Source organism: Mycoplana sp. BE70 (assembly GCF_031455855.1).
Lineage (GTDB): Bacteria > Pseudomonadota > Alphaproteobacteria > Rhizobiales > Rhizobiaceae > Mycoplana.
Map to the genome: position 1 here is coordinate 214,248 of NZ_JAVDTM010000009.1, position 22,218 is coordinate 236,465.

The 22,218-nt window shown below is 63.8% G+C and carries 18 protein-coding genes and 1 pseudogene; 7 read left to right on the forward strand and 12 right to left on the reverse strand.

The window, feature by feature from the left end; genetic code table 11:
- The first annotated feature begins 73 nt into the window (after positions 1-73).
- On the forward strand, positions 74-1,093 hold the full coding sequence (locus tag J2Y48_RS18050; protein ID WP_310420745.1) for a flagellar biosynthetic protein FliO: 1,020 nt from the start codon (positions 74-76) through the stop codon (positions 1,091-1,093).
- 194 nt (positions 1,094-1,287) lie between these two features.
- Here the strand turns inward: J2Y48_RS18050 and dksA are convergent, their stop codons facing one another.
- Positions 1,288-1,707 (reverse strand): RNA polymerase-binding protein DksA, encoded by a 420-nt coding sequence (gene dksA / locus J2Y48_RS18055; protein ID WP_310420746.1) that lies wholly within the window; start codon positions 1,705-1,707, stop codon positions 1,288-1,290.
- A 365-nt stretch (positions 1,708-2,072) separates the two neighbouring features.
- Here dksA and J2Y48_RS18060 point away from each other — a divergent pair, with 365 nt between their 5' ends.
- The 4 genes from J2Y48_RS18060 to J2Y48_RS18075 all read left to right on the forward strand — a co-directional run bounded on the left by J2Y48_RS18060 (position 2,073) and on the right by J2Y48_RS18075 (position 5,926).
- Positions 2,073-2,597: a histidine phosphatase family protein gene (locus J2Y48_RS18060; protein ID WP_310420748.1), complete on the forward strand. Its 525-nt coding sequence runs from the start codon at positions 2,073-2,075 to the stop codon at positions 2,595-2,597.
- Positions 2,598-2,675: 78 nt separating this feature from the next.
- Positions 2,676-4,148 carry a YcjX family protein gene (locus J2Y48_RS18065; RefSeq protein ID WP_310420750.1) on the forward strand — a complete coding sequence of 491 codons (1,473 nt, stop codon included), beginning with the start codon at positions 2,676-2,678 and terminating at the stop codon, positions 4,146-4,148.
- Positions 4,145-5,239 (forward strand): TIGR01620 family protein, encoded by a 1,095-nt coding sequence (locus J2Y48_RS18070; protein WP_310420752.1) that lies wholly within the window; start codon positions 4,145-4,147, stop codon positions 5,237-5,239. Before J2Y48_RS18065 ends, J2Y48_RS18070 begins: the two co-directional genes overlap by 4 nt.
- Before the next feature lie 138 nt (positions 5,240-5,377).
- The gene (locus J2Y48_RS18075) at positions 5,378-5,926 is read left to right on the forward strand and encodes a hypothetical protein (protein ID WP_310420754.1); all 549 of its coding nucleotides are present in this window, start codon (positions 5,378-5,380) and stop codon (positions 5,924-5,926) included.
- Here J2Y48_RS18075 and folK read toward each other — a convergent pair.
- Genes folK through folP form a run of 3 tightly spaced genes read right to left on the reverse strand, consistent with a single transcriptional unit; the run spans position 5,919 to position 7,695 of the window.
- Positions 5,919-6,452 carry a 2-amino-4-hydroxy-6-hydroxymethyldihydropteridine diphosphokinase gene (gene folK, locus J2Y48_RS18080; protein WP_310420756.1) on the reverse strand — a complete coding sequence of 178 codons (534 nt, stop codon included), beginning with the start codon at positions 6,450-6,452 and terminating at the stop codon, positions 5,919-5,921. The two genes, J2Y48_RS18075 and folK, sit on opposite strands and share 8 nt — an antisense overlap.
- Complete coding sequence (folB, locus tag J2Y48_RS18085) at positions 6,442-6,810, reverse strand: dihydroneopterin aldolase (RefSeq protein WP_310420758.1); 369 nt, start codon at positions 6,808-6,810, stop codon at positions 6,442-6,444. Before folB ends, folK begins: the two co-directional genes overlap by 11 nt.
- Before the next feature lie 15 nt (positions 6,811-6,825).
- Positions 6,826-7,695, reverse strand: coding sequence for a dihydropteroate synthase (gene folP / locus J2Y48_RS18090; RefSeq protein WP_310420760.1), 870 nt, complete (start codon positions 7,693-7,695; stop codon positions 6,826-6,828).
- Positions 7,696-7,883: 188 nt separating this feature from the next.
- Here folP and J2Y48_RS18095 point away from each other — a divergent pair, with 188 nt between their 5' ends.
- Positions 7,884-8,501 (forward strand): DUF922 domain-containing Zn-dependent protease, encoded by a 618-nt coding sequence (locus tag J2Y48_RS18095; protein WP_405030250.1) that lies wholly within the window; start codon positions 7,884-7,886, stop codon positions 8,499-8,501.
- A gap of 342 nt (positions 8,502-8,843) precedes the next feature.
- On the opposite strand, the gene J2Y48_RS18100 is transcribed toward J2Y48_RS18095, so the two are convergent.
- The 3 genes from J2Y48_RS18100 to J2Y48_RS25400 all read right to left on the reverse strand — a co-directional run bounded on the left by J2Y48_RS18100 (position 8,844) and on the right by J2Y48_RS25400 (position 10,575).
- Positions 8,844-9,524, reverse strand: a complete 681-nt coding sequence (locus J2Y48_RS18100) for an NAD(P)/FAD-dependent oxidoreductase (RefSeq protein ID WP_310420762.1) — start codon at positions 9,522-9,524, stop codon at positions 8,844-8,846.
- Between the two features lie 35 nt (positions 9,525-9,559).
- On the reverse strand, positions 9,560-9,880 hold the full coding sequence (locus J2Y48_RS18105; protein ID WP_310420764.1) for a 2Fe-2S iron-sulfur cluster-binding protein: 321 nt from the start codon (positions 9,878-9,880) through the stop codon (positions 9,560-9,562).
- 215 nt (positions 9,881-10,095) lie between these two features.
- Positions 10,096-10,575, reverse strand: a complete 480-nt coding sequence (locus tag J2Y48_RS25400) for an Hpt domain-containing protein (protein ID WP_405030251.1) — start codon at positions 10,573-10,575, stop codon at positions 10,096-10,098.
- A 467-nt stretch (positions 10,576-11,042) separates the two neighbouring features.
- On the opposite strand from J2Y48_RS25400, the gene J2Y48_RS18115 reads away from it, so the two are divergent.
- A complete protein-coding gene (locus tag J2Y48_RS18115) occupies positions 11,043-16,676 on the forward strand; it encodes a hypothetical protein (RefSeq protein WP_310420768.1) in 5,634 nt (1,877 codons plus the stop codon).
- A gap of 221 nt (positions 16,677-16,897) precedes the next feature.
- Here the strand turns inward: J2Y48_RS18115 and J2Y48_RS18120 are convergent.
- The 5 genes and pseudogenes from J2Y48_RS18120 to J2Y48_RS18140 all read right to left on the reverse strand — a co-directional run.
- Positions 16,898-17,497: pseudogene (locus J2Y48_RS18120) on the reverse strand (dienelactone hydrolase family protein); the annotation flags it as partial.
- Between the two features lie 214 nt (positions 17,498-17,711).
- The gene (locus tag J2Y48_RS18125; protein WP_405030252.1) at positions 17,712-18,329 is read right to left on the reverse strand and encodes an ABC-type transport auxiliary lipoprotein family protein; all 618 of its coding nucleotides are present in this window, start codon (positions 18,327-18,329) and stop codon (positions 17,712-17,714) included.
- A gap of 233 nt (positions 18,330-18,562) precedes the next feature.
- Positions 18,563-19,933 (reverse strand): MlaD family protein, encoded by a 1,371-nt coding sequence (locus tag J2Y48_RS18130; RefSeq protein ID WP_310420771.1) that lies wholly within the window; start codon positions 19,931-19,933, stop codon positions 18,563-18,565.
- 238 nt (positions 19,934-20,171) lie between these two features.
- Positions 20,172-20,972 (reverse strand): ABC transporter ATP-binding protein, encoded by an 801-nt coding sequence (locus J2Y48_RS18135; protein ID WP_405030253.1) that lies wholly within the window; start codon positions 20,970-20,972, stop codon positions 20,172-20,174.
- Positions 20,972-22,183, reverse strand: a complete 1,212-nt coding sequence (locus J2Y48_RS18140) for an ABC transporter permease (RefSeq protein WP_405030254.1) — start codon at positions 22,181-22,183, stop codon at positions 20,972-20,974. Before J2Y48_RS18140 ends, J2Y48_RS18135 begins: the two co-directional genes overlap by 1 nt.
- Positions 22,184-22,218: the final 35 nt, after the last annotated feature.

Sequence of the window (22,218 nt, forward strand, 5' to 3'; positions counted from 1 at the left end):
CGCCGGCCGTTCTTGTGCAGGCCTGAAAAAAGTCGTCAAATGGATCAAACGTGTCGCCAAGGAGTAGCTCTTCATGTTCGAGGACATAATCGCCCAGTACGGCACGAAGTTTCTGGTTGCCGCGCTCGCCGTTCTGCTTGGTCTGGCTTGCCTGGCGCTTGTGCTCTGGATCGTTCGGCGCCGCCCGTCCTCGCCCTTCCTCCGTGGCGGGCGCAACCGCCAGCCGCGGCTTTCCGTCCTGGATGCGGCCGCAGTCGACACACGTCGCCGGCTCGTTTTGGTCCGCCGCGACGACGTCGAGCACCTCCTGATGATCGGCGGCCCGACGGACATCGTCATTGAAAGCCGGATCATGACCGCTGTTCCAGCGGCCGTCCCGGAGCAGAGTGGCGCTGCTGTCCAGGAGACGGCGGCGTACACGGACCAGCCTGCGGCGATGCCAGCACCTGCGCGCGCCGCGGCAGCGCCCTTGCCGCAACCCGCTCCGCGCGCCCAGCCGGCCGTGAAAGACCGGCAACCGGAGCCGGTCATGCCCCCGCCGTTGCCCTCCGACAGCATTTCATCCATGGGGCACGTGCTCTATGGAGACGACGACACTCCGGTGAACATGCTCCCGCCGATGCAGGCGGCACCGACCCGGCAAGCGCCCAGCCAGCCGGCCTCCCAGCCGCTACGCACCGGCAATGCCAGCACGCCGCCAGCGGTTTTGCAGCCTTCCGTCAGTCAGCCCGCCACGCCGGAGCAAAGCCTGGTCGATGCCCTCGACCGGGCGCGGGAGCGCGTCCTGACAAATCCTGTCGGCACCGGCAGCGACCGCCTCGACGGGCAACAGGCGCTTTCACCGATGCGCCCGGTCGCGCTTACACCTCCCGAGCACGCCGCAGACAACGCGGCGCTCGTCAGTGAGTTTGAGAAGATTCTGGAAGCGGAGATCGCAACGTCTCCCCACCGTCCGGCGGGTGGTCTTCCCACCGGTGCACGCGGCGAACCGGCGACGCTTGAAGCACAGCGCGAGCCGCCGAAGAGCCGCGAAGAAACCGAAGCGGAAATGGCTCGCCTCCTGGGAGAGCTCTCCGCCAGCCGCAAGTCATGACATGACAACGGATCGGTGCACGTCATCCACGGGCGCATTGTCATCGGCAAGACGCCTGCTGTCCCCGAAATGAAAAGATCCCGCCAGCGACGCTGGCGGGATCAATCATGCTATCACCTTGCAAAGTCGCAAAGCTTACTGCCCAAGCACTACGCTCGGCGATCATGGCCTCCTAACCACAATCCCTGCGGCGCTTACTCGTCGCGATAGACCTTCTCGCGGCGCTCGTGGCGCTCCTGCGCCTCGATCGACAGCGTCGCGATCGGACGGGCGTCGAGGCGCTTCAACCCGATCGGCTCGCCGGTCTCTTCGCAAAAGCCATAGGTGCCCTCGTCCAGCCGCTGCAAAGCGGCGTCGATCTTGGAAATCAACTTCCGCTGGCGGTCGCGGGCTCGAAGTTCGATGGCGCGGTCGGTTTCGGAAGATGCACGGTCGGCGAGGTCTGGATGATTGGCGCTTTCCTCGGCCAAGTGATCGAGGGTTTCGCGCGCTTCCCGCAGAATGTCGTTTTTCCAGGCATTCAGCTTTGCGCGAAAGTAAGCCCGCTGGCTGGCATTCATGAATTCTTCGTCTTCATTGAGGACAAAGGTACTAAGATCGATCTTCTCACTCAACGCGATTCTCCTGAAGAACATCTCAAGGGGCGCTGTATATCCCTGTGTTTGAACCGATTCAAGCCTGCCTGATCTTGCGCACCGAAATTTGAATCTGCCCAATTTGGAGACTATCCGGCTATTTTCTGAACAAGATAACGATCACGCGTCGGATACATCCTGCCGGTGCGGAAATTGCAGCACTTGATCGGGATGCCATCCGGCCGGCAGATCGCGCATCAGCCGGAATTTTCCTATGCTGAAAACGTCGGTCCGATCGCTTGGTTCCGCTTCGGATCAGGAAAGCAAAAGCAGTTGATCTTTTCGGCGCGGGGATGGAAAAACAAAGCTCGGGTGATGCGCATCGAGACGAAGGGAACAGCAGCTTGGCAACGGCAACTTCTGGGGTCTTTCGGCTCTATCTCCTGCGGCACGCCCGCGCTGGCTGGGCAGAACCGGGGAAGTCGGATTTCGACAGGTCCCTCGACGATCAGGGCTATGCGGAAGCCGAGATCCTGGCCGAAGAGATGGCAGACCAGGGATACCGGCCTCAAGTCGTCATCTCCTCGACGGCGATCCGCTGCAGGGAAACCGCCGAACCGCTGAAGCGGACGTTGGGAGAAGAACTGCCGATCGAGTATGTGGATACGCTCTATGGAGGGACCATCAACGCCTATGCCGAGGTCGCCTTTGCAGAAAGGGCGGAAAACTCCGTCATGATCGTTGGCCACAATCCAACGATGGAGGAGTTCTTTCGCCTCGTCGTCGGCTTGCCAGTCGCCGACACGGCGGCGCCGGCCGGGTTCCCCACTGCCGCGCTTGCGACCATCGACTTCGACCGCAGGCCGACCGACCGGGACTTCTCCGGCGGCCGGCTTTCCTGTTTCATCACGCCGCACTCGGGCTTGTGAATATTGATCCCATTGCCTTTTTTCGACGGGCGCCCTTACCTATATCGCCGAAGAACCTGATCACACCGGGGAACGCGATTGTCGAAACTTACAACTCTTGCAGACGATGCGCTGATCGCCCTCGACAATCTGACCGACCGCGCCGCAAGCCTCGTGAATCCGGCGATCCGCCTTGGCGTTACCGGTCTTTCCCGCGCCGGAAAGACGGTCTTCATCTCCTCGCTCGTCCACAATCTGTTGAACGGTGGCCGGCTGCCGCTGTTCGAGCCAAGCCGTTCGGGACGGATCTCGCGGGTCCGCCTGGAGCCACAACCGGACGATGTCGTGCCACGGTTCCAGTACGAGGAACATGTGCGCGCCCTCGTCGACGAGCGACTCTGGCCTGATTCGACCCGTGCGATCTCACAATTGCGCATCACCCTGGATTACGAAAGCGCCAGTGGTTGGGGGCGACTGTGGTCGCCCGGACGGCTTGCCATCGACATTGTGGATTATCCCGGTGAGTGGCTGCTCGACCTGCCTCTGCTCGGCCAGGATTTTCGGGCGTTCAGCGAAAGCACGATCGCGCTCGCCCACAACGGTGTCCGCCGCCTGCTTTCAACGGAATGGCTCGGTGCCACGGCATTGCTCGACCCGCGCGCCCCCGCCGACGAGACGACCGCACGTCGCCTCGCGGAAGCGTTCACGCTCTATCTCAGGGCCTGCAAATCGGACGAGCGCTCGCTTTCGACCCTTCCGCCCGGGCGCTTCCTGATGCCCGGCGACCTCGAAGGCTCCCCGGCGCTGACGTTTGCCCCGCTGCCGAACCTGCCCGCGGGCCCTGCGCCGAAGGGCTCGCTCTGGGCGATGATGGAGCGCCGTTACGAGGCCTACAAGACGCACGTGGTCAAGCCGTTCTTCCGCGAACATTTCGCGCGGCTGGATCGGCAGATCGTCCTTATCGACGCCCTGCAGGCCGTCAACCGCGGCGCAGAGGCGGTGCACGACCTCGAGCGGGCGCTGGGCGATGTCATGGCCTGCTTCCGTCCCGGCAGCGGCGGTTTCCTCAGTTCCTTGCTGTCCCGCCGCATCGACCGCATCGTCGTCGCCGCCACCAAGGCCGATCACCTTCATCACGAAAGCCATCCACACCTGGAAGCCTTGACCCGCCGCCTCGTCGAGCGCGCAATCAAGCGGATTGGCCTGAGCGGCGCAGGCGTCGAGGTGATGGCGATCGCTTCCGTCCGCGCTACGCGGGAAGCAACCGTCAGGCAGGAGGGCACTTTGCTGCCTGTGATCGTCGGCACCCCGATGGCCGGCGAGACCATCGACGGGGAAACCTTCGACGGCAACCGGAAGACAGCCATTTTTCCCGGAGACCTTCCGGAGAACCCGGAAGCCCTGTTCCAAGCCGTGGAATCGCATTCGCAGGAACCGCTCGCGCCGACGCTGAACTTTGTCCGCTTCCGCCCGCCGGAGATGGGTGCCCCCGGTGGGGAAATGAAGCTGTCCATCCCGCACATCCGGCTCGACCGTGCGCTGCAATACCTCATCGGAGACCGGCTGGCATGACCGACAAACCCTCCACCGGACGCCCCACCGGGCGACGCCCCGCCGCATTCGCCGTGCAGGAAGGACCGCCAAAGGCCAGCCGTCCGGAGCCATCGGCACCGCGCCTTCCATCGCAGCATTCGGAAGGCGTGATCATCACGCCGGATGCGGACGATCCTTTCGCCGAAACGACGCTCGATCTGGAGAAGCTTCCACCGCCCGAGGAAGCACTGCCCCGTCGTCGCCGCATCACGCTGGGCGGCATTGCCGCGGCGGCCTTCGGCACCTTGCTGTCGCTGGCCGTCGGACTCTGGATCGATCGCCTGATCCGCGACCTCTTCTCGCGCAGCGACTGGCTCGGCTACATCGCGATGGCAGCTGCCGGGCTTGGCGCGCTGGCGTTCCTGGCCATTGTCCTGCGGGAGCTTGCCGGCATGCGCCGGCTGGCCGCCGTACAGAATGTCAAGGAAGAGGTGATCGCAGCCACCGCGGCGCCGACCCCCGCCCCTGCGCGAAAGGCAATCCGCCGCCTGACGCATTTGCTTGCAAGCCGGCCGCAGACGGCGCGCGGCCGCAGCCGCCTTCAAGAGACGGAAGGCGATATCATCGACGGCCCGCATCTGCTCGACCTGGCCGAGCGCGAATTGCTTGCACCGCTCGACCGCGAAGCCCGTGTCCTGATCCTCGCCGCCGCCAAGCGCGTCTCCATCGTCACCGCCGTCTCGCCGCGGGCGCTCGTCGACCTCGGCTACGTGCTCTTCGAGAGCAGCCGCCTGATCCGCAGGATGGCCGAGCTTTACGGCGGCCGTCCCGGCAGCCTCGGCATGCTGCGCCTCATGCGCGACGTGATCGCCCATCTGGCCGTCACCGGCTCGATCGCGGTGGGCGACAGCCTGGTGCAACAAGTCCTCGGCCACGGCCTGGCCTCCAGGCTCTCGGCGCGTCTTGGCGAGGGCGTCGTAAACGGCCTGATGACGGCGCGCATCGGAATTGCGGCGATGGACCTCTGCCGCCCGATGCCATTCTCCGCACTGAAACGTCCGGGCATGGGCGATTTCATCGCCGATCTCGCGCCCGGCGCCCTCACCGGCCGCGGCAAGGATCAGGCGTAGCGCTGCTGTCACATCCCTGTGGACTTTGACTGTCCACCGCATCAAAATAGTGCGCTGCACAGGCCGTCGAAACGCTCCATTAACCATTTTCACGCAAGGCTGGACCCAACAAATCGACCAGCCCGTCAAGGATCGTTCATGTATTCGCGCACCTCTTTGATCGCCCGCGGCATCGCAGCGGCCCTTCTCGCCGTCTCTTCCGCCGCAAGCCCGGTCCAGGCTGCTTCGAGCGACAAGGCTTTCTTCGATCAGGTCACCGGCACGTGGCAGGGACCGGGCGAAATCGTCGCCGGCAAGTACAAGGGCACGAAGTTCACCTGCAATCTGAGCGGCGACAGCGCCACGATCGACGGGACCGGCATTCAGCTCGACGGCCATTGCCGCGTCGGCGTGTTCAAGCAGCCCATGTCCGCACTGATCACACGCGCCGGCGGCACCTACAAGGGCAAGTTCCTCGACGGCGCAGCCGGCAAGGGTCTCGACATTCTCTCGGGCAACGTCTCGGGCGACAAGGTCGTCGTCGCCATCAACCGCCAGAAACTGAATGGCGCCCTGATCGCCCGCCTGCAGGACGACAACACGATGAACATCACGATTTCGGTGAAGGTCGAGGACAAGATGATCCCGGTCATCGGCATGTCGCTGAACCGCAGGGTCGACACGATGGCCGTCGGCTCGATCAAGTAGGATCGGCCGATACCCGCCACCAATCGCGATCCTCGCCTGTTCGCTCGATGCCGGCCACGTCCGCCGCTGCGAGCCAATCGGCAACCGCCCTGCCCCTCACGATCTGGTCTGCGGCGATATCCGCCAGCGGCATCAGCACGAAGCCGCGCTCCGTCATGCGCGGATGCGGAATTTCCAGCCGCCCGCCGGACTGCGAAACGTCATCATAGGTCAGGATGTCGATGTCGATCGTCCGCGGCCCCCAGCGCTCGATGCGCTCCCGCTTCATCTCCCGCTCCACCGTGAGGCAGACCTCGAGCAGCAATTCCGGCGACAAGGTCGTCTCGATCAGCGCGCAGGAATTGACGAACCAGGCCTGATCGGTCTTCCCCCACGGCGGCGTCCGGTAGAGCCTTGAGACCTGAGACACCCGGCAGTCCGCGCGCGCGTCGAGCGCGAGCAATGCCGTGCGCATCGCCGCGACTGGATCGCCGATGTTGCCACCCAGCCCCAGCGTTGCCCGATGGCCGAGCCATTCAGACGACATGATCCACCGTCACCTGCACATAATCGAGAATGCCGGCGATCGGCGCACTCGGCTTGCGGACCGAAATCCTGGCGCGGCTGATCTGCGGGAACCGGGCGCAAAGCGCTGTTGCGATCTCCTGCGCCAGCGCCTCGATCAGGAACCGACGGCGGCCGGTGACGATAGCCTCGATTTCCTTGAACGCGATGCCGTAGTCGACCGTCGAATCGATGAGATCGTCGGAAAGCGGCTTGGAGGGCGTCACTTCCAGTTCAGCGTCAACGAAGAAGCGCTGGCCGAGAAACTCCTCGGCGTCGTGCAAACCGTGACGGGCAAAGAAGGCGCAATTCTTGAGGGTGATCGTGTATTTCGTGGTCATCTTGGAGTCTGTCTTTCAGTTGCCGGCGCGCGCGGCAAATTTGAACCGCGCTTCCAGCATAGCATCCGCCATTGCCAGCGCGTCCCTGTTGATTGCGACATCGTGCACCCGGAATACCGCCGCCCCGGCCTGACGCAAGAGCGCGGTGGTCGCCGCCGTTCCCGCATCGCGTTCGGCAGCCTCACGACCGGTGGCTGCGCCGACGAAGCGCTTGCGGGAAGTGCCCGCCAACATCGGTCGCTCGAGCCGCAGCAACTCCTCGAAACGGGCCATCAGTTCGAGATTCTCGCCGGTATCCTTGGCAAATCCGAACCCCGGATCGAGCACGATCGTTTCGCTCGCGACGCCAGCCTCGGCAGCGATTTCCAAGGACCGTCCCAGGAAGGCGAACTGGTCCTCGATCACGTCCGGCAGCTTCTCGCGGTCGCGCCCCGTGTGCATGATGCACAGGCCTGCTCCGGTCTGCGCCGCCACCTGTGCGATGGCCGGCTCCCGCTGCAGTCCATGGACGTCGTTGACAATATGGGCTCCCGCCAGCACCGCCAGCCGCGCGGTCTCGGCCCGATAGGTGTCTATCGAAATTACGGCCCGGCCGTCACGCGCCAGCTCCTCGATCACGGGCAACACCCGATCCTGTTCTTCCGTTGCGGAAACCACGGCACCGCCGGGTCGGGTCGATTCACCGCCAATGTCGATGATTTGCGCGCCCTCTGACAGACAGAAACGCGCATGTTCGATCGCCTTCTCTGTCGTGTCATGCAACCCGCCATCGGAAAAAGAATCCGGCGTGACGTTGACGATTGCCATGATCACGCCTTGTGGTCCGAGTAGCAGACTGCGGCCATGGGCGAGTGACCAGCGGAACGGGGCGAAGGCAGAAAACATGGGAACATCCATTAGCGATGGGCGGGCAGCACGAAAAGCTGTTGCGCCTGCAGAGGCTATGCCCCAAGGTCGGGGCGAGTTCAACCGGCTTCACAGGATTGCAGTGATACCGAACCTTTCAAGTCATTGAACCGGAAGCCGACAGACCTGCACCCTGCCCTTATCCGCACCGGACCTTGAGGAAATTCATGCCGGCAATCCCCAAGACGCTCCGACCACTCGTCCTTCTCCTGTCGATGACGGTCATGGCAGCGCCCTCTCACGGCGAAACCATCACGAACAAGACCTTCTCCTATTTCTCGGTCGGCGGACGTACCGCCTCGGAACTGGACGACGAGTTGAACAAGCGCGGCCCGCAGATGAAGAACACGGGATCCCGCCACCCGGGTGCAACCAAGATCCGGTTTGGTGGCTCTGTTTCCTACGTTCGGCGCGGCAACAAATGCTATGTGGGCAACGCGAAAGTCACCGTCTCGACCAACATCATCCTGCCGCGCTGGAAATACCGCCGCAGCGCCTCGAAATCGCTTGGCCTGATCTGGGACACACTCTCCGCCGACATCAAGCGGCACGAAGAACGCCACGCCGAGATTGCCAGAAATCACGCGCGCGAGCTGGAGCGCGAACTGAAGGCGCTGCGCCCCGACAATGATTGCGCAAAGCTGCAGGCGAAAGTCGATCGGACGACCGCAGCCGTCATCGAAGCACACGACAAGGACCAGGCCCGCTTCGATCGCGTGGAGTCCTACAATTTCAACGAACGGATGTTGCGTCTCCTCACATACCGGCTCGATCGCGCGAGATAGTTGCGCCGACAATCGTCACAACCAAGTATTTCCCTTACGTTACGACAGTAGAGCCTTTCACTCGAAAGTGATCAGTTCCCAGGGGCCAACAAATAACTGGCGAGTTCTAGCGATAGCGTCAGACCGGGAATCGCTCTATGTTCCGTTTAACAGTCGAACAGGACGTTCGACACTCGAATATCAAGGTTTGTGACAGGTTCTCCTGGCGCGTCTCTTTGTTTAGGCGGGTGTTACCTCCCTCTCCCGCCTACGATGCGCCCTCCTGGCCTCGCTCGTCCCCGGGACCGGCGAGGCACTTTTTTTGGCAGAACCGTAGCTTTTGGCACGCCGCCGTAACTGCCGTCACGATTGCCCGAGCTTTTCCCGAATGCGCCTCGAGGCGGTCGTGTACTCGACCGACGCCGCCTTGCCCCCTGCGATCCGACGTCGAATTCCCTGGGTGGCGAGGGCTGCCTCGTGGAAGGCGGAGAGAATGAGGCGCAGCTTTCCGGGATAGTCGCACGCATCACCGATCGCAAACAGCCCGGGCTCCGACGTCTCGAATGTTGCAGGATCGACGACAATGCCGCCGCGGCTGCGCTCAAGCGGCCAAGCCGCCGCCGGTCCCGGTTTGAGTTCTGCGTCGGCCACGCCTACGTCCGGTGGCGCGTTGAAGAGCCCGATTCCGCTCGCGATCACCACATGATCGGCCCGCACATGCGAACCATCGTCCAACTGCGCGAGCCATTTGCCACCCGGATCCCGGGCCAGGTCGACGACGGTCCGACCGAAAGTGAACCGAGGCTCGAAGGGGGCGGCCTGGCGCAGCAGTCGCTCGCAGAGCTCCTCACCATCGATTTCCGGAAAGCCGGGAACGTCGTAGATCGGCTTGTCGGGGTACAAGACGGCGCACTGTCCGCCCGGTTGACCGAGTCCGTCGATCACGTGGCAGCGCAAGCCGTACAGCCCCAACTGAAAGATGGCAAAGAGGGCGGCCGGCCCAGCCCCGACAATCAGAACATCGGCATTCCGGCTATCCGGCATATCTCCACCCTACCCGGCCGCGTGCCAGGACAATGTCAGCCTTGCCGCTCCGGCACGTGCACGACGAGGCCGTCGAGGGCATCGGACATCTTGATCTGACAGCTCAGCCGGGACGTCGGACGGACTTCGTAGGCAAAGTCGAGCATGTCTTCTTCCATCGCCTCCGGGGCCCCGACCGCCGCAGTCCAGGCCTCGTCGACATAGACGTGACAGGTGGCGCAGGCGCAGGCACCGCCGCATTCGGCCTCGATCCCCGGGATCGAGTTGCGCACGGCGTTCTCCATCACGGTCGAGCCATTGGCAACCTCCAACTCGTGGGACGTGCCATCGAATGAGACGATAGTAAGCTTGGTCATCATAAAATTCCGGATTGTTTGTTCAGTCTGGCGTTGAATGCAGGCAGTAGCGCCTGCAACTCCCCGCTAGGGGCGCCACGGGTTGCCGGTTACTTCCAACAATTCCAAACGCCAGTCAACATCGCCCGGCCGCATGCCTCCACTCCAGCTCTCGCAGCGGCATCCGTCGTTCCGGTTGCGTCAACCGTGCAACGAAGCAGCGACGTCGCGGCCAGTCATGCGCAGAGCCTCCGAATGACGTCTTCCACCTCCACCAAGGCAGCGCGGAACGCGGCCATATGCTCCTCGCTGGCCGGATCGTCTTCCAGCGCCTGCCCGGCCGCAGCAACCGCGAAGGCGCCGATGCTGCAAGCGGCCCCTTGCAGGCGATGGGCTATCGCTTTACGGCCGGCCTCGTCCGCCTCTCCAAGTTCTTCGTCGCATCGGCGCGCCTGTCCCGAAAAGAGCAGCAGGACCTCTCGCTCAACCGCCTTGTCGCCCATCGTCTGCCGGCCGAGGTGTTCCAGATCGAGCACCTGTCTCATCGGCAGGCCCAGGCGAGTTGACCAGCGTCGGACTGGGGATCGGGATGGACCATTTGCTGCCCTCTGGTTGCACCGTCTGTTCAGGCGTATATCGTCATGGATCAAACTTGCGCCACACCGCAAATGCGAGCGACAGCCCGCCGAGGAGACGACCGGTCCGCCGGACTGCATGCCCGGGGACGTACTCTGAGGCCACGGCTAAGCAATCCGGGTTAAAGGAGGGCCCGATCGGCGCACGGTTTCGCCAACTATGGTTAACGACGCCGAATATGTGCGAATACCCTGTCTTTCCGCTATGATAGGCCCAATTTTGCCGTTAACTTTCTGTTAGGAACGTTGTCGGCCGACCTACCTGTCAATTGTGTGGAACACGCTAATGTGTCACTACGATACGATTAGGGTCGGGTTTAGCCGAAAAGGCGAGACAGTCCCGGTGGATAACCGGATTCGGAAGGTGTCTGCCTTGCGGATTTGGAACTATCCAGCATGTTTGGAGTAAGAAGTGGCGACCCGCCATCGCAGCATTGACGAAAAGTCCCTGCGTTGCGCCCGCCACGATCGGAAAGAAAGATACGGTCCTTGTGCAGGCGGCAAGAACCCGGGATCTTTTCCGTACAAGAGTAACGAGGCGTATTCGCATGGCGACGAAGAAAACCAACGAGTCGATTGACGACACCGCTTTCCAGGCCCTGGAAGAAGCGCTGAAGATCGATTTCGACGACCTCGCACCGGCGACTCCAGCAAACCCGGCGAAGGACGCCGCCCCTACGGCCGAGACCACCAGGACTGCACCACGCGCCGCCGCGCAGCCTGAGACGGCGGAAAAGTACGACCGAAAGAGTGCCGCGCCGGAACCGGCGCCGAAGAGCCCGGCCTTCACGCCGGCGAACGACGCCTCGCGCAAGACACCGGCTGCGATCCTGCGCTCGATCGAGGTGCGTTCCGGGCGGTCCGCCATCCGCATGGCGACTGTCATCTCCGCGTTGTGGGTCGTCGGCGGCCTCGGCGTGGCCAACCTGCTTTATGCGCCGAAGATCTGGGAGATCCGCTCGGTCGCCGATCTCGTCGCGCTTCCGGGCGCCATTGGCATGTTCGTCGCGATCGTCATGCCGATCATGCTGTTCTTCGCTTTTGCGACGATGATCTCGCGCGCCCAGGAACTGCGCAGCGCCGCCCGCTCGATGGCGGAGGTCGCCCTTCGCCTCTCGGAGCCGGAAACGGTTGCCTCCGAACGCATCATGTCCGTGGGACAGGCCGTGCGGCGCGAAGTGTCGGCAATGAACGAGGGTATCGAGCGCACGATTGCGCGCGCCACCGAGTTGGAGACGCTCGTTCACTCCGAGGTCAATGCGCTCGAACGCAGCTACGCCGACAATGAAATTCGCGTTCGCACGCTCGTGCAGGAACTCGGCGCCGAGCGCGAAGCGATCGTCAACCACTCCGAGCGGATCCGCACCACGATCTCCGGCGCCAACGAGCAATTGCGTCGCGACCTCGAAAGCGCAAGCGAGGACATCGCAGCACGGATGGCCACGTCCGGGGAAGCCTTTGCCTCGATGATCGATACGCGCTCTGCGATGCTGATGGAGAAGTCCGACAGCGCGACGCAGACGATCGGTTCGATGCTTGCCGCCCGTACGGATTCCCTGCTCTCGACGCTGAACTCTTCCGGTTTCGCGCTTGCCAACGAGTTCGACAGCCGGTTGGAGGGGCTTACCGCCGCGATGGAACGGCAGGGCCAGGCGCTGCTCAAGCAATTTGAGACCCGCGCCTCCTCGCTCGACGCGAACACCGAGAAGCTGAATGCGGCGCTGAACGAGCGCGCACGCCAACTCAACGAAACCCTCATCGCCCGGACCCGTGAAATCAACGACAGCCTGACGATCGGCCAGCAGGCCGTCGTTAGCGGTCTCGACGACGTGATCCAGACGATGAATGCGACGCTCGACGAAAAGGGTGCGCAATTCCGGCAAAGCCTGAAGAACGCTGCCGACGACACGATCATGGATCTCGATCTGCGTTCCGGCTTCTTCGATGAAAAAATGCAGGCGACCATCGGGCATGTTGCCGGCGCCTTTGATCAGCGCTTGGCTGACTTTGCCGAGGCCTTCGACCAGCGTGCCGGCTCGCTCGACACGAAGCTGATGGAGAGCCTGGGCCGCCTGAACGAGACGATCAGTGGCGGCAGCGACGCGATCGAGGGTGTTCTCGGCAGCAGCATCGACCGCCTTGCCTCAACGCTGACCGACCAGTCGTTTGCGCTGACCACAGCGCTGGGAACCGGTCAGGAAGTCTTTGAAAGCGCCGTCACCGGCCACGCCGAGTCCATTCGCGCCTCCGTGGACGGTGCGCACGGGAAGATGCGCGACGTGATGAAGGCTGCGCAGGACCGGATGCAGACGACCCTCGGCGACGCGCAGGAAAAGATGCAGTCCGCTCTCGACGAGCGTTCCGGGACCCTGCTTGGAAACCTTACCAAGGTCCAGGAGCGGCTGGAGCGTAGCGTTGGCACCCATGCCGAGCATCTCGTCGGCGCCATGACGGCCAGCGAGGAGCGCCTCACCAACGCGCTTGAGTCCCGCACCCTCGGCTTCGTCACCGTTCTCGACATGGCACAGACGCGCATGGAAGAGACGCTCGCCGGCCGGGCCGACGAATTCACCTCGTCGATCGCAGCAAGCCACAACCGTATCGACAACGCACTGTCCGAACGGACAGCCTCGCTGTCCTCGATGCTGAACGAGACGAGCGGCGCGCTGGAAACATCGGTGGGTTCCGCTGCCAATCGGATCGAGACCGCTCTCTCGGGCGCGGCGGAGGAGATGGACGGCGTCCTGTCGAAGCGGACGGAGACGCTCACCACCGCTCTCGGCAACAACACCGATGCGATGAAGGCAGCGATCCATCAGGCTGCGAACCGCGTCGAGACCGTTCTCAGCGAGGGCACCGAACAGATCGGCGGCGTTCTCTCCGGCCAGGTGGCGGAATTCGCCGATGCCTTCTCCGGTCGTGCTGCCGAAATCGCCGGCACGCTGTCCGAACGGGCGACGGCGCTTGCGGGCTCCCTGGTCTCCACGCATGACCAGATCCGCTCGACGCTGGACGACCGCATCACCGCCATCAACGTCGCGATCAACGAGGGCCAGCAACAGCTGTCGGAGACCCTTTCCGACCAGGTGACAGCAATCGGAACCACCATTGCCACCAGCGCCGGCATGCTCGAAATGACCCTCGAGCAGCAGGAGGAAAGCCTGCGCCGCGCCATCGATGGCAGCGCGACGGCCCTCGACAAGCGGCTGCGCGACAGCGCCAGCGCAGTTGCCGACCGCCTCAGCAGCAATTCCGACGAGATCGCCCAGGTTGCCGAAGCCTTCAGCAACCGCATGGATGTTACCCTTAACAGCGTCGCCACCCGCCTGGACGGCACCGGAAGCCGGATCGAAGGCAACCTCGGCGCGCTTGAGAACCGCATCCAGCACGGTGTCGAACAACTCTCCGGCCTCGTCGACTCCGCCGGCAACCGCATTGTCGAGACGTTTTCTGACCGGCTTGGCGATCTGGAGCGGGCTGCTGCCGATGCCTCGGAAAGCGTCACTGCCGCGGTGACGAGCAGCATTGATCACCTTGAACGGGCGGCAAATGCCTCGTCGGATGCGATCGGTTTGGCCGTAAGCACCAGCGTCGGAACGCTTGAGGATGCAAGCGAGAGCGTTACCCGGCGGATCTCCGATACGCTGGCCGGCCGCGCATCCGAGATCGATCGAGTGACCGAGGAAGCGGCAAGCCGCATCGCCGGGACGATCGACGAGCGGACGGACCGGATCGGCGAACGCCTCGCCACGATGGACAAGGCGCTGACGATCGGGCTGGAAAACGTCAACCGGACGATCGACGGCAAGGCCGCAGGCCTGGCGCAGACCCTGCGTGAAGCCGTCACGCAGGCTGCCCAGGACATGGACGCCGAAGCCGTCCGCTCGGCGCAGTCGCTGGCCAAGACCGGCGAAGAATTCGCCAGCCTCAGCAGCACCCTTCGCGGCGCGGTATCGCGCGCCGCCCAGGACATGGGAGCCGAAGCACAGCGCGCCACGGATGCGATCGCCAAGACCGGCGAAGCGTTTTCCGAGAACCTTGCCGCACGCAGCGAGGCGTTTACCCGCTCCGTCGAGGACACGACCGCCGCAGCCGCCAGCCGCTTCGCCGAGGTCGAGGGGCGCCTGGAAGGCCACAGCCAGTCGATCCGCACCGGTCTTTCCGACATCGACAAGGCGCTGGAAGCACGTGGCTCCTCGATCCGTGCGACGCTCGACGAACGCACACGCGAACTGAACTCGATGCTCGCAGGCCGTTCGGCCGAACTGTCCCGCATCATCGACGAACAGGCCAAGCCGATCATCGAGCAGTATGCCGCAACCGGACGCGAGGCGGCCGAACAGATCACCGCGTCGGCCCAGATGAATGCCGATCGGATGCGCACCGAGAATGCCGCTCTGCTGGAGGCGATCTCTGCCCGCACCAATGATACGCTCGGCGCGATCACGGCCCGCACCCAGGAGGCGGCGCAGGCGCTCAATCAGGTCGAATCCAGCCTTCAGGGCAGCGTCCTCGGCCTGATCGATCGCCTCTCCGGCAGCAACAACGCCATCGCAGCACTCGTCAGCGAGGCGACGACGAACCTCGCCAAGGTGGACGAGCAACTGACGGCGTCGAGCGAGCGCTTCTCCTCGTCCGCCGACGTGGTCTCGACAGCGTCCCGCCTGCTCGAGGGCAAGATCGATCGGCTTTCGGACATTTCGAACGGCACGCTGTCACAGATCGGCGGTATCGTCGGCCGCTTCGAAGACCACTCGAAGCTGCTCTCCCAGGCCACCGACCTTCTGGGCGCGGCCCAGTCCAACCTGGTCAGCACGCTCGAGGAACGCCAGGACGCCCTACGCGTGCTTGCCGTCGGCCTGGTTCAGCGTTCGGAAGATATCGAGAACACGATGCGCTCGCTGGAGGGCATGGTGGAAGGCGCCTTCAGCCGCGCCGAGCAGCGCTCGGGCCAGGTTGCGGCCAACCTGCGCAGCGGCATCCAGGCGTCCTTCACCGATGTCGGCCAGTTGCTGGGCGAAACCGAGGAGCGTGCACAGGCCGCATCGGCCACCCTGCGCGACGCGCTTGCCAAGGCGAGCGAGGACGCGGGCCGTGCCGTCGAGGGCGCATTCGCCAACGCCGAGGAGCGCGCCCGCGACGTTGCCAACCGGCTGCGTGGCAGCGTCGGTGCAACGCTTTCCGACGTGGATCGCCTTGTCTCAGAGACCGGCCAGAAGTCCGATGCCGCCACCCAGAAGATGGGTGAAACGCTGCGCCAGGCGGTCGACGACGCGCTCGGCAAGTTCTCGGGCGCCACCGACGAAATCCGCCGCGCCGCCTCCGATATCCGCCGCGAACTCGACCAGACCCGCACGGAACTGAAGCGCGGCGCCTTCGACCTCCCGGAAGAGGCCAAGGAGAGTGCCGCCAGCATGCGCCGCGCGGTCTCCGAGCAGATCAAGGCGCTGCAGGACCTGTCCGACATCATCGGCAAGTCCGCCCAGAACCTCGAAGTCTCGCGACCGGTGGACTATCGTCCGACCGCCGCCCAGACCGTCGCTCAGGCGATCCAGCAGGTCTCCCAGCCGGTCGCCCCGCCGCGGCAGGAAGAGAGCACCCCGGCTCTGCGCGGTACCCTCGGTCTCGAACGTGCGTCGACGCCGGCACCGGCACCGGCGCCGAGCGTCCGCGAGGCTCCTCAGAGTACCCAGGTCACAGAGTCCGCCCGTCAGGGTGAAGGCGGCGGCTGGATGCGCGACCTCCTGCGCGGCGCTTCCCGCGAGGAGCAGCAGTTCGGACAGCCGCCGAAGACCGAGAACCAGCCGCAGCGCACGGCAGATGCCCGCAATCCGCACCACGTGGTCGAGTCGCTGAATTCGCTTTCGGTGGATATCGCCCGCGCGATCGATCATGACGCATCCGTCGACCTCTGGCGTCGTTACCAGCGCGGCGAGCGCGACGTCTTCACCAGGCGCCTGTACACGCTGAAGGGCCAGCAGACCTTCGACGAGATCAAGCGCAAGTACGATCGCGAACCGGAGTTCCGGACCGCTGTCGACCGCTACATCGGCGACTTCGAAAAGCTGCTGGCCGACGTTGCGCGCAATGACCGCGACAAGGTGCTCACCCAGTCCTACCTGACGTCGGACACCGGCAAGGTCTATACGATGCTTGCCCACGCGGCCGGCCGCTTCAACTGAGCCCACGGGAAATAGGTATCGAGAACGGCCGCTTAAGCGGCCGTTTTCATTTGCGGCGAATAAAGCGAGGGTGACGCGGAACCCGCGGCGCCACGACCGACCTGCCGGCTTTCGTGGCGCCAAAGGGCATAGAGCTGATGGTTCGCCGATTTCGACATAGCGACTACGCTACCTGCATCCCCCCGAAAGGGTGCTGCGCCCAGGCCGGGACACGGCATGGATCAAACGCGATCCAGGAACGCGCGCACTCGACTGGCGAGCAGCACGGCCGCATCCGCGTCATAGGACGGGAGCGAACTGTCGGCAAAGTAGTGCTGATCGCCCGGGTAGAGAAAAAGCTCCGCGTCCTCGACCTTCTCGACGATCTCACGGGCGGCGTCGATGTCGCCCTCGCCGACGAAGATCGGGTCGTTGTCCATGCCGTGAATCTGGACGGCAACACCGTCTGGCCAAGGTCCAAAACCCCACTCGCCGCTGATCGGCAGGCAAGAGTGGAAGAGCAGGGCTCCGCGGGCGCCGGGCCGTGTCTGTGCCAGCTTCTGCGCCGGCAGCACTCCGAAGGAGAACCCGGCATAGACGAGCTCGCGGGGCAGTTCGTCGGCGACGCGGACGCCGCGCTCCCGCATCGCTTCAAATCCGCTCTCACCGATAAAGGCGAGCCCCTCATCTATGCTCTGGAACGTGCGCCCACCGAACAGATCCGGCGTGTGCACGATGTGGCCGGCGGCCCGCAAGTCGTCGGCAAACGCTCGCACACCCGGGGTCAGCCCCTGGGCGTGGTGGAACACCAAGACCTCGGCCATAGGGAGCCTCCGGGATGGTCGGGCGCCTGTCCACTCTACAGCGTCATCGCTTGGCCGGGAACCGTGCCGGCGCTTTGAGTAACGTCGGCGACCAAATGTGGGCGCCAGAATGCGCCCCGTACAAATGGTGCCCTATACTTTGGGTGTAATCGGCTGCGGGAGCGGAACTGGTTGCGTTCGGCCAGAGCCGTCGGAACTGGAGCGAACGGCCGCGACTGGAACGCGGCGCCGGTCAGATCGACTTCAGCGTCCAGCCGACGATGTCGGCGGTGACCCGGGCAAAGGCCGCATCGAGCCCGGCTACGAAGGCCGGACCGCCGGAGCCTGATACGGGCGCGGTGGCGCGGAAGACCTGCTGCGCCCTGACTGTGCCGTTGCGGTCGTTGATGATCTTCGCAAAGATCTCCACCACGGCGGTTGCGGGCCCGTTCGTCCGCACTTCGAAGGTCCGGAGAGTGGTCACCACCTGATAGTCGATTGCCAGCCCCTCGCCCGGTTTGCCGACGCCGCCGACCCTTCCGGTTGTTTCGAAGGCCTGGATCAACTTCGCCTGCACCAGTTTCGGCAGGCTATCGCTCCATTGCGCCTTGGCGAGATATTGGATTTCCGAGGATGTCGGCCGCACCACCACCTGGTCACCGCCGAGCGCCCTCAGGGCTGAGGGTTCGGGCACAAGGATCTGGCGACCGCGCGCAGAGGGGCCTTCCACCGTGGGCACGGACGTCAGGTTGAAGGTGTCGTTCACCGCCTTGCCGCCGCCGCACGATGCAAGAGCGGCGGCGGCAACGGCCAAAACCGCGACCTTCGTCGCCCATCCGTATCCCTGCCGCGTCATCCCCAATACCGTCATGCTGTGCGAATCTCTCCAACATGCAATCTGTAGCAGCGGCCCGGCGGACTGTCACCGCCGGCCGAGAGCAGAAGGCACGGAAAAGCCAATCGCTTCAATGGTTGTGGAGTTGCGGCCACAGGGGAAGCCGCTAAAGCGCGTCGCGATCTTTCAGATTCGCTTGCCACGCTTTAGGTCCTTGTTCTCGCATGTCTTTTGTCCCGAAACCGGTTGCCACTTTCGGGGGACATGCTCTAGCGGCGGGCCCGGCCGTCGTAGGTCTTCACCGTATCGCCGCCGAACAGCAGCCGGCTCGGGTTCTTGTCGAAGTTGGAAATAGTGCCCTGCAGGCTCTGGACCGCCTGCCGCGTCTCGCCGACGAGCGCCTCGACATCCCGCAAACCGCCGCCGGAGAAGCGCTGCAGGTTGTCGGCAATGGGACCGATGCGGGCGTTCAGCGTGTCGGCCGCCTGCTTGAACGATTGCAGCGTCGACTTCGCCTCGGCAAACAACGATTCGGAATCGCCCTTGCCGAGGAACTCGTCGAGTTTGGCGAGGACGCCGTCGACGCGGCTCGAGGCCGCATTCAGCTTGCTCGCCATCTGCCGAAAATCGGTGACGGTCTGATCGATGTCATCCTTGCGCTCGCCGAGTTTGTCGGCGACCCCCTTGATGGAGGCAATCGCCTGGCGCGCATCGGCACTCGCCGCATTGATGTCGTTGATCGTGAGCTCGACCTTCTGCGTATCGACGGCCGCAATGAGCTTGTCGACCTTGTCCAGGGTCGCGGTCGCGTTCTTGCCGACACTGTCGAAGGTTTCAGCTGCCCGCTTGAAGCTTTCGACGGTGCCCTTGACGTCGCCCGATGCTGCAGCCAGGTCCGACGTCACCTTGTCCACGTTCGAAACGACCCGGTCGATCTTCTTCGCGTCCACCGCTTTCAGCAGCGAATCAATGGAAGCCATCGTTGCATCGAGACGGCCGGACAGGCCGGTGAAGGTATCGGATAGCCCGCCGACGCTCTGCAGGAACTTGTCGATGTTGTCCGAATTCCGCGTCAGGACATCGGAGAACTTCTCCGCGTTCCGGATGGTTGAGGTCAATGGTCCGCGCGCATCGGCGACAAAGCCCTGGATATCGGAGATGGCGTCGTCCGCACGCTTGAGAATCTTGTCGGCGGTCGCAAGCAAGTTGGTGACACTCGACTGTTCGGCAACGAGAACGGCGGTTCCGTCCGTCTCAAGCGCGAGCTTCAGAATATTCTTGTCTTCCGTCCTGCCGCCGGAAAGTTCGATGTAGGCTGCGCCCGTCAGACCCTGGACTTCGAGCACGGCCGAGGTCGACTGCTTTACCGGCGCCTCGGTCGAGACCTCCGTCAGGGCGACGGAGTAGCGCGGATCGTCGGAATCGATTGCGAGGTTGCGCACCGTCCCGACCGGAATGCCGTTGAAGCGCACCGGCGAGCCGACGCTGAGACCGTTGGCGGAACCCGGGATGCGGATGGCGAGCGGCGCCATCTCGCCGCTGCGACCATACTGCGACATCCAGTAGACGAAACCGAAAGCGGCTGCGATCACCAGCAAGGTGAAGAAGCCGACGATCGCGTAGTTGGCCTTTGTTTCCATATCTCTCTCAGTGCACCCGCATTCGCCCGAAACGCGCCATCGGCGCCTCTAAAGCGCGTCGCGATCTTTCAGATTCGCTTGCCACGCTTTTGGTCCCTGTTCTGTCGCATGTCTTTATCCCGAAACCGGTTCCCACTTTCGGGAGACATGCTTTAGTCGACGTTCCGGGAATCGCTTCCCGTCTGTCAGCATCAATTCAACCCCACCCGGCTGGCGACGTCCAGCCGGCGGCATTCGATCACGTCCTGACGATCGAACGCGCGCGCTTGCCCTGAAAATAGGCTTTCACCCATGCATCGTCACAGCCCAGCATGTCCTCGATCGTTCCCTCGACCAGGACCTTCTTCTGCGCCAGCACCGCGATCCGGTCGCAGACCGAAAAGAGGCTGTCGAGGTCGTGCGTTACCATATAGACCGTCAGGCCCAGCGTGTCCCGCAACTTGGCGATCAACTCGTCGAATTCCGCCGCCCCGATCGGGTCGAGACCGGAGGTCGGCTCATCGAGGAACACCAGGTCCGGGTCGAGGGCGAGCGCGCGCGCCAGGGCCGCACGCTTGATCATGCCGCCGGACAGTTCCGAAGGGAATTTGTCGGCAGCCTCCGGTGCCAATCCGACCAGCTCGATCTTCAGCCGGGCCAGGTCGTCCATCATCGATTGCGGCAGGTCGAGATATTCCCGCATCGGCACCTGGATGTTTTCGCGCACCGTCAGCGAGGAGAAGAGTGCGCCGTGCTGGAAGAGCACGCCGAGCCGCATGTCGAGCGCCATTCGCTCTTCTTCGCTCGTCCGGTCATAGTCGGCGCCGAGGATATGGATCGTGCCGGCGCGGCGCGGCAGGAGGCGCAGCACCGTGCGCATCAACACCGATTTGCCAGAACCTGACGCGCCGACGAAACCGAGGATCTCGCCACGGTAGATGTCTAGGTTCAGCCGGTCGAGAACGATGCGATCGCCGAAGCCCACGGTGAGGTCCTTGACCGAGAGCACCACCTCTTCGCCCGTGCTTGCAGCTTGCTTGTCCACGCCCTGCCCGTCCATCAGAAATCGATCGCCGCATAGAACATGGCGAACAGTCCGTCCATGAGGATCACGACGAAGATCGACTTCACCACGGAGGTCGTGACCCGCAGCCCGAGCGATTCGGCGCTGCCGCCCACCTTCAGCCCCTCCACCGACGCGACGATGCCGATGACGAGCGCCATGAACGGCGCCTTGATCATGCCCGACACGACCGTGGACAGGTCGACCGCTTCTCTGAGCCGCGACAGGAAGGTGTCATAGGTTATGCCGGAATAGGCATTGGCCACGACGGCGGCCCCGAACAACGCCGCAAAGTTGGCGATGATCGTCAGCAGCGGCAACGCAACGGTCAGTGCCACGAGCCGCGGAAAGACGAGGACGCCGATCGGCGAAAGGCCCATGACCTTCAGCGCATCGATTTCCTCGCGCATCTTCATCGAGCCGATCTCGGCCGTGATCGCGCTGCCCGAGCGGCCGGCGATCATGATGGCGGTCAGAAGCACGCCGATCTCGCGCAACTGCAGAATTCCGACGAGGTCGACGACAAACACTTCGGCGCCGAAATAGCGCAGCTGGAAGGCGCCCTGCTGGGCGATGATCGCGCCGATGAGGAAGGACATCAATGTGATGATCGGGACGGCCCGCACACCCATGTGGTCGATCTGGTTGATGATCGCCGCCGGCGAGACGCCGCTGTGGCGGCCGAGTTTGAGCTGCGCGCCGCGAACCGCCGAGCCGAGGATGAACATCGCGGCAACCACGTCGCCCCAGATCTCGACGACATTCCGGCCGATCGCCGTCAGGAGACGCGTGTGCAGTCCTTCCCGGCGTCCGTTGTCGGCGGTGGGCTCGGGCAGTTCCGCGGGCAGCGCTTCAATGAGATCCAGAAAGCGGCCGTGCGGATCGGTGACGCGAACGTCCGCGCCGGCCTGCTGCCGTTCGGTCATCGCCTCGCGGATCAGCCATGCGCCGGCCGTGTCCATCCCCTCGATCGCGCTGAGATCGATTTCGAGCGGTCCCCTGTCGTGATTGAGTGCGTCCAGCTTGCGCTTGGCTGTAACTGCGGTCTGCGCACGCCACGCCCCGGAAAGCCGCCAGATCTCACCGCCGCCCTCTGGACGGCTGGCACTCTCGATCTCGGCGGATGGGATGGTCGCGGAATTCAATGCTCTTGCTTCTTCCCGGACGATGCGGACAAAAACTGATAGGAACCGTTGATTGCGACTCATATCGGCTCGGCCTTGATCTGTCACCGAAAGAAGCC

Bases quoted from the DNA above. Each gene is read 5' to 3' on its own strand.
- J2Y48_RS18095 (WP_405030250.1), top strand. From the start codon at position 7,884: ATGCCGGCAATCCCCAAGACGCTCCGACCACTCGTCCTTCTCCTGTCG.
- J2Y48_RS18100 (WP_310420762.1), bottom strand. From the start codon at position 9,524: ATGCCGGATAGCCGGAATGCCGATGTTCTGATTGTCGGGGCTGGGCCG.
- J2Y48_RS18140 (WP_405030254.1), bottom strand. From the start codon at position 22,183: ATGAGTCGCAATCAACGGTTCCTATCAGTTTTTGTCCGCATCGTCCGG.
- folP (WP_310420760.1), bottom strand. From the start codon at position 7,695: ATGTTTTCTGCCTTCGCCCCGTTCCGCTGGTCACTCGCCCATGGCCGC.
- J2Y48_RS18075 (WP_310420754.1), top strand. From the start codon at position 5,378: ATGTATTCGCGCACCTCTTTGATCGCCCGCGGCATCGCAGCGGCCCTT.
- J2Y48_RS18130 (WP_310420771.1), bottom strand. From the start codon at position 19,933: ATGGAAACAAAGGCCAACTACGCGATCGTCGGCTTCTTCACCTTGCTG.
- J2Y48_RS18070 (WP_310420752.1), top strand. From the start codon at position 4,145: ATGACCGACAAACCCTCCACCGGACGCCCCACCGGGCGACGCCCCGCC.
- J2Y48_RS18050 (WP_310420745.1), top strand. From the start codon at position 74: ATGTTCGAGGACATAATCGCCCAGTACGGCACGAAGTTTCTGGTTGCC.
- folK (WP_310420756.1), bottom strand. From the start codon at position 6,452: ATGTCGTCTGAATGGCTCGGCCATCGGGCAACGCTGGGGCTGGGTGGC.
- folB (WP_310420758.1), bottom strand. From the start codon at position 6,810: ATGACCACGAAATACACGATCACCCTCAAGAATTGCGCCTTCTTTGCC.
- J2Y48_RS18115 (WP_310420768.1), top strand. From the start codon at position 11,043: ATGGCGACGAAGAAAACCAACGAGTCGATTGACGACACCGCTTTCCAG.
- J2Y48_RS18125 (WP_405030252.1), bottom strand. From the start codon at position 18,329: ATGACGGTATTGGGGATGACGCGGCAGGGATACGGATGGGCGACGAAG.
- J2Y48_RS18135 (WP_405030253.1), bottom strand. From the start codon at position 20,972: ATGGACGGGCAGGGCGTGGACAAGCAAGCTGCAAGCACGGGCGAAGAG.
- J2Y48_RS25400 (WP_405030251.1), bottom strand. From the start codon at position 10,575: ATGCAGTCCGGCGGACCGGTCGTCTCCTCGGCGGGCTGTCGCTCGCAT.
- J2Y48_RS18105 (WP_310420764.1), bottom strand. From the start codon at position 9,880: ATGACCAAGCTTACTATCGTCTCATTCGATGGCACGTCCCACGAGTTG.